General features: G+C 69.4%; 5 protein-coding genes. 2 read left to right on the top strand and 3 right to left on the bottom strand.

Going from position 1 to position 6,511, the window contains the following annotated elements:
- The first annotated feature begins 277 nt into the window (after positions 1 to 277).
- Entirely contained in the window at positions 278 to 1,534 is a 1,257-nt protein-coding gene (locus D457_RS0128475) for a hypothetical protein (protein ID WP_017584076.1), read from the top strand.
- 139 nt (positions 1,535 to 1,673) lie between these two features.
- Here D457_RS0128475 and D457_RS0128470 read toward each other — a convergent pair whose 3' ends face one another.
- Positions 1,674 to 3,056 carry an NAD(P)H-quinone dehydrogenase gene (locus D457_RS0128470; protein ID WP_017584075.1) on the bottom strand — a complete coding sequence of 461 codons (1,383 nt, stop codon included), beginning with the start codon at positions 3,054 to 3,056 and terminating at the stop codon, positions 1,674 to 1,676.
- Positions 3,057 to 3,380: 324 nt separating this feature from the next.
- On the opposite strand from D457_RS0128470, the gene D457_RS0128465 reads away from it, so the two are divergent.
- The gene (locus D457_RS0128465) at positions 3,381 to 4,214 is read left to right on the top strand and encodes a purine-nucleoside phosphorylase (RefSeq protein ID WP_017584074.1); all 834 of its coding nucleotides are present in this window, start codon (positions 3,381 to 3,383) and stop codon (positions 4,212 to 4,214) included.
- 548 nt (positions 4,215 to 4,762) lie between these two features.
- Here the strand turns inward: D457_RS0128465 and D457_RS0128460 are convergent.
- On the bottom strand, positions 4,763 to 5,398 hold the full coding sequence (locus D457_RS0128460; RefSeq protein ID WP_039831997.1) for a PH domain-containing protein: 636 nt from the start codon (positions 5,396 to 5,398) through the stop codon (positions 4,763 to 4,765).
- Positions 5,398 to 6,495 (bottom strand): adenosine deaminase, encoded by a 1,098-nt coding sequence (locus tag D457_RS0128455; RefSeq protein ID WP_017584072.1) that lies wholly within the window; start codon positions 6,493 to 6,495, stop codon positions 5,398 to 5,400. Before D457_RS0128455 ends, D457_RS0128460 begins: the two co-directional genes overlap by 1 nt.
- Positions 6,496 to 6,511: the final 16 nt, after the last annotated feature.

The following is a 6,511-nucleotide window of genomic DNA, read 5'->3' as shown; positions in this document are numbered from 1 at the left end:
CAGCGCAGACGGCAACCATCAAGCGGCGGGAAACGGGGGAACCCCAGGAGCGAACCCGAGGAAACGCACACAACGCAGGGAGCCCGGACCGAACCCGGATTCGCCAGCAGCATCAGTCCGCTCGGCGGGCCCCCTCGTGTCACCGACCCGTCGCCGGGATAGCCGGGAGACACTGAACACAAGGGCTGACCTCGGGAACTGTTCGGGGCTCCTGTTCGTCCCTGTGGTTAAGGGAGGCGAGAGGAACGACATGTTGCGCCGCTTGGTAACACCCACAGTGCTGGCTGCCGGACTCGCGGCGGGGATGGTCACCGCCGCAGCGGTTCCGGCCGCAGCCGACACCCAGACCGAAGCACCCGAGACACAGGACATCGTCGCGGAGCTGGAGGACGACGGGGTCTTCATCGATCCGTCGATCGACGGCGTCCCGGCCGCGGACGAGGCCGCTCTGGAGGCCGCCGCCGCAGGCTCCGACACACCCGTCTACTACGTCTTCCTGCCCTCGGAGGTCGCTACCTCCCAGGCCGGGGTGAACGCCGTGATGGAACCGGTCATGGCCGAGGTCGGTGACGGGGCCTACGGCGTGCTGGGCGGGAGCGAGAACTTCTACGTCACCTCCCCCAACTTGGAGAACACCGAGGCGATCAGGGAGTTCTCCCTCCAGGCGGGCGGGGACACACCGAACCCGATCGACACCCTCGTGGCGATGCCCGACGCCGTCCAGGAGACCGAGACCGCCAGTGAGGCCCCGGCCGGGGGCGGCGGTTCCGGCCTGGTGCTGCTCGCCATCCTCGCGATCATCGTCGCGGCCGGCGGCTGGTACGTCTACAACAGCCGCAAGAAGCGCGAGGCCGAGAAGGCCAAGCAACTCGAGGAGATCAAGCAGATGGCCACCGAGGACGTCGTCCGCCTCGGTGAGGACGTCGCCCGTCTGGAGATCGATCTGTCCAAGGTGGACGACGAGACCCGCAGCGACTACTCGCGGGCCATGGACTCCTACGACCAGGCCAAGTCCCTGCTGGACACCATCCAGGAACCCGAACAGGTCAAGATGGTGACCGGCGCCCTGGAGGACGGCCGCTACTACATGACCGCCACCCGGGCCCGGATGAACGGCGACCCGGTGCCCGCGCGGCGCGGTCCCTGTTTCTTCAACCCGCAGCACGGCCCGTCCAGCGAGGACGTCACCTGGGCCCCGCCCGGCGGCTCGCCCCGGTCGGTGACCGCGTGCCCGGTCTGCGCCCAGGCGGTACGCACCGGCGGCCAGCCGGACGTGCGCATGGTCGAGGTCGACGGTGAGCGCCGCCCGTACTACGACGCGGGTCCCGCTTACTCGCCCTACGCCGGCGGCTACTTCGGCATGAACATGATGATGGGCATGTTCACCGGCATGATGATGGGCTCGATGATGGGGTCCATGATGGGCGGCGGCATGATGGGCGCCGGTGACGACATGGGCGACGGCGGCGACATGGGCGGCGGCGACTTCGACGGCGGCGGAGACTTCGGGGACTTCGGCGGCTTCGACTTCTAGCCGGTCACGGACGCGCACAAACAGCGCAGGAGGGCTCGGGCGAGATCGCCCGAGCCCTCCTGCGCTTTCTGGCTCCTTCGGCCCGCCGTGTGTCCTGCACTTCCACACGGCGGGTCGCAGCCGCTCTCCGTCGGAGCCCCTACTCCGGGGAGGCGAGCATGAGGGAGCGCGCGGCCTCGGTGACGCTGCCGGACAGCGACGGGTACACCGAGAAGGTGTGCGCGATGTCGTCGACGGTCAGGCGCTGCTGGACCGCGATGGACACGCCCAGGATGAGCTCGCTGGCGCGCGGGCCGACGATGACGCCGCCCAGGACGATGCCGGTGTGCTGGCGGCAGATGAGCTTGACGAAGCCGTCCTTGACCTCGTTCATCTTGGCGCGCGGGTTGGTGTTCAGCGGCAGGGTGACGGTACGTCCGTCGATGCGGCCGCTGCGCACGTCGTCCTCGCTGGCTCCCACGGCGGCTAGTTCGGGGTGGGTGAACACGGTGGAGGCGACGGTGGACAGCTGCAGCGGGGACACGGCCTCGCCGAGCGCGTGCCACATGGCGATCCGGCCCTGCATGGCGGCCACAGAGGCCAGCATGTTCACGCCGGTGCAGTCACCCGCGGCGTAGACGCCGGGGACGGTGGTCCGGGAGACGCGGTCGACCTCGACGAACCCGCCCTTGCCCAGCCGGACACCGGCCTCCTCCAGGCCCAGGCCCTCGGTGTTGGGGATCATGCCGACGGTCATCAGACAGTGGCTGCCGTCGACGGTGCGGCCGTCGGAGAGGGTGACCCGGACACCGTCCTCGGTGCGCACGACCGACTCGGCGCGGGTCTGGTTGAGGATGGTCATGCCGCGGCGGGCGAAGACCTCCTCCAGCACCTCGGCGGCGTCGGAGTCCTGCGTGGGCATGACCAGGTTGCGCGAGGAGACGAGGGTCACGTTCGAACCCAGGGCCTGGTAGGCGCTGGCGAACTCGGCACCGGTGACACCGGAGCCGACCACGATCAGTTCCTCGGGCAGCTCCTCCAGCTCGTAGAGGTGGCGCCAGGTCAGGATGCGCTCGCCGTCAGGCTTGGCGGTGGGCAGCTCGCGGGGGTGGGCGCCGGTGGCGATGAGGACGACGTCGGCGCGGATGCGGCGTTCGCCGACGGCGACGATGTGCGGGTCGACCAGGCGGGCTTCCCCAATGACGACCTCGACGCCCTCCTTGATCAGGCGGGCGCGGGTGTCGTCGGACTGGGCCTGGGCCAGGCGTTTGATCCGCGCGTTGATCTGGTCGATGTCGACCTCGACAGCGGCCTTGTTGTCCTCCGCTTCGGGCACGTGGATGCCCAGGCTGGCAGACTCGCGTACGTACGTGGTCCGGGTGGAGGTGGCGATGAGGCTCTTGGAGGGGACGCAGTCGGTGAGGACGCAGGCGCCGCCGATGCCGTCGCGCTCCACCACAGTCACGTCCGCGCCGAGCTGCGCGGCGACCAGTGCCGGCTCATAGCCCCCGGGCCCGCCACCGATGATCACGACCTTCGTCACGCTGCTTCACTCCCTCTGCGGGCGATGCGGCACACCCGTTCCCGGTCCGGGGCGATATTCGGGCATGGCAGGGCACCACCTGGTTTTATCGCTTCACCCCATTGTCGGCCATGTCCACTGTCGAAAACCGCAGCCACCCTGGCCGAAACGCCTTGTCTCCGCGAGGAGTGGCCTGTCGGGCCCCTACCTGACCTCGGCCGATGCGACGAAGGACACGTGAATCAGGCCGCCGAGGTCACCCAAGGTGACGTGTACATTCCGCCCTCCGAACACTCTGCGTTGCGTTCCGGAACAATTTGGCTACACAGGGGTAGCATCCGACTTGTGAGCGAATCAGAGCAGCCGCCCCAGCCGCCCCAGACCACCGGCGAGGCGAAACGACTGGCGGACTCCGCCGCGAAGGAACTCCTGTCCCGGGCCGGGGCCGACAGTTTCGATGCCCTGGTGGTGCTCGGCTCCGGCTGGGCGGGCGCGGTGGACACACTGGGCACGCCCGACATCGAATTCGACGCGACCGAGCTGCCCGGCTTCGTGGCACCCAGCGCCGAAGGGCACAGCGGCAAGGTCCGTAGCATGTGGGTGGGCGAGAAACGCGTGGTCGTGTTCATGGGCCGCGTCCACGTCTACGAGGGCTTCGGCCCGATGGTCGCCACGCACGCGGTGCGGACCGGGATCGCCGCGGGTGCCCGGATCGCGGTACTGACCGGATCGGCGGGATCGCTGCGCACCGACTACCAGCCGGGGCAGCCGGTGGTACTGCGCGACCACGTCAACCTCACCTCGCAGTCCCCGCTGACCGGTGCCAACTTCGTCGACCTGACCCAGGCCTACAGCGAGCGGCTGCGCCAGGTCATCCACGGGGTGGACGCCTCCCTGGCCGAGGGCGTGTACGTGTCCACCACGGGTCCGCAGCTGCAGACCCCGGCCGAGCTGAAGGTGCTGCGCCAAGCGGGCGCGGACGTGGTCGGGCGCTCGATCGCGCTGGAGACCATCGCCGCGGTGGAGATGGGCGCCGAGGTGCTGGGGCTGTCCATGGTCAGCAACGACGCGGTGGGCGCGGTGCTGGACCCCTTCGAGGAGGATCGCGCCCTGGAGATCGTCACCCAGCGAGCGCGCCGGCTCGGTGAACTGCTGAACCGGGTGATCGCCGCAGCCTGAGCGCCGAGGGCCCCAACAGGAAAAGCCTCCTACACAGCACGAAGCCCGGCGGAGACCGCCGGGCTTTCGTGTGCGCTTGGAGACTGGAGAGGTGTGCTTGCCCGGATGGGACAAGCGAGAGAAGTTGGGGCGCCTTCGACCGGACCCGGCGTGTCCGGTACCGGCGTGGCGAGCGTACATCCCGAGGCCATGGGATGGACGGTACCGGCCGCAGGTCCGGTCGAAGGCGGTGCTTTCCCCGGTGCCGTCGTGCGCTCAGGATCCCCGCAGACCCCGTTGGACTAGCGCTGACGACACCTTCTCTTCCCGATATTCAGTTGAACCGCGCGCGTCACCTTGGGAGGAAGATCCGGGTGGGTGGCCATCCGCGCGAAGCCCGCCCACCCGGAACGTTCTCCCTTAGGCATGCCTAACCTAACCAGAATCTCGGGGTGCTCGTCAACCCCACACCCCGAAAACGAAGAACCCGGCCCCCGCGCACCGCGCGGGAACCGGGTACGGCCCGGGGAGAAGCGCCCCGACCAGCAAAAACGCGGGCCAGAAGAAACTCAGGCCAGGAGGAACACGGCCGTAAGCAGCAGGAGGGGCACCGCCAGGACGACGATGACCTCGATCGGCACCATCGTCTGCGGGCGGTCCTCGGCGCCCAGCGCGGCCGGGCCCTCCTCACTGATCTCCTTGATGGGGCCGCTCAGCGGACGCGTCTTGTACCGCTCCGCGTCCCGGCGCAGGTCGCGGGCGGCCAGGTCCACCGGGCGCATCTGGGTCGGATCCTTGTCGTCGTCGGGGTCCAGGTAGCCCGACTCCCGGCGCATGTTCTCGCGGACCTTGGCCCGCTTGGTCTCACGCAGGGGCCAGGAGCGCAGCACCCGCTCGGGGGTGTGCACCCGCAGCACGTCGACCACGTCCACCCACTGCACGGCCGCCCACGGCACGAAGGTCTCGCGCAGCGGGTTGACCATCCGGATGCCCCGCTCCGTGGAGACCACCCGCGGGCGCAGCCACACGACATAGACCACGGCGACGCTCAGTACCAGGGCCGCCCCGGCGACCCAGGCCATCCGGTCCTGACCGCGCAGCACCACGTCCACCAGGAGCAGGACCGCGATGACCACCCACCCCATCGCCATCACCCGGGAGGAGGTGGAGTAGTGCGTGGTAGGCCCGCCATCGGATCCAGCCATCAGTGGGTCGCCCACTTCAACTGCGCGAACCCGGGCTTGATGATCCCGTTGATCAGCGCCAGGCGCTCGTCGAAGGGCAGGAAGGCCGACTTCATGGCGTTGACCGTGAACCACTGGAGATCGTCCCAGTCGTAGCCGAAGGCCTCGCTCAGCTTGGCGAACTCCTCCGACAGGGTGACCCCACTCTGGAGGCGGTTGTCGGTGTTGACCGTGACCCGGAAGCGCAGGTCGTGCAGGAGCTTGATCGGGTGCTCGGCGATGGAGTCGGCGGCGCCGGTCTGCACGTTGGAACTGGGGCACATCTCCAGCGGGACGCGCTTGTCGCGCACGTACTGGGCGAGGCGGCCCAGCTGCGGCACGCCGTTCTCGTTGGTGGTGATGTCGTCGACGATGCGCACGCCGTGGCCGAGGCGGTCGCAGCCGCACCACTGGAGCGCCTCCCAGATGGAGGGCAGTCCGAAGGCCTCACCGGCGTGGATGGTGAAGTGGAAGTTCTCCCGGCGCAAGTACTCGAAGGCGTCCAGGTGGCGGGTGGGCGGGTTGCCCGCCTCCGCGCCGGCGATGTCGAATCCGGACACCCCGGCGTCGCGGTAGCGGACAGCGAGCTCGGCGATCTCCGAGGAGCGGGCCGCGTGCCGCATGGCGGTCACCAGCTGCCCGGTGCGGATGCTGCGGCCGGAGTCCGCCGCGCGCTTCTCCCCCAGTTCGAGCCCTTCCTGGACGGCCTCGACGACCTCCTCCAGGGTGAGCCCGCCCTCCAAGTGCTGTTCGGGGGCGTAGCGCTGCTCGGCGTAGACCACACCGTCGGCGGCCAGGTCCTCGGCGGCCTCGGCGGCGACCCGCACCAGGGCGTCACGGCTCTGCATGACGGCAGTGGTGTGCGCGAAGGTCTCCAGGTAGCGCTCCAGCGACCCGGAGTCCGAGGCGTCGCGGAACCAACGCCCGAGCTCGGCCGGGTCGTAGGTGGGCAGGCCCTTGTACCCGGCTTCCTGGGCCAGTTCGACGACCGTGGACGGGCGCAGGCCGCCGTCGAGGTGGTCGTGCAGGAGCACCTTCGGCGCCCGCCGGATCTGTTCGACTGTGAGTGGCTGGTTCATCTACCCAGAATGCCAC

This window comes from Nocardiopsis valliformis DSM 45023 (assembly GCF_000340985.1).
GTDB classification, from domain to species: domain Bacteria; phylum Actinomycetota; class Actinomycetes; order Streptosporangiales; family Streptosporangiaceae; genus Nocardiopsis; species Nocardiopsis exhalans.
This window is presented reverse-complemented; position numbering and strand designations above follow the sequence as displayed.

Excerpts from the sequence above, each read along its gene's own strand:
- D457_RS0128460 (WP_039831997.1), bottom strand. The coding sequence starts at position 5,398 with ATGGCTGGATCCGATGGCGGGCCTACCACGCACTACTCCACCTCCTCC.
- D457_RS0128455 (WP_017584072.1), bottom strand. The coding sequence starts at position 6,495 with ATGAACCAGCCACTCACAGTCGAACAGATCCGGCGGGCGCCGAAGGTG.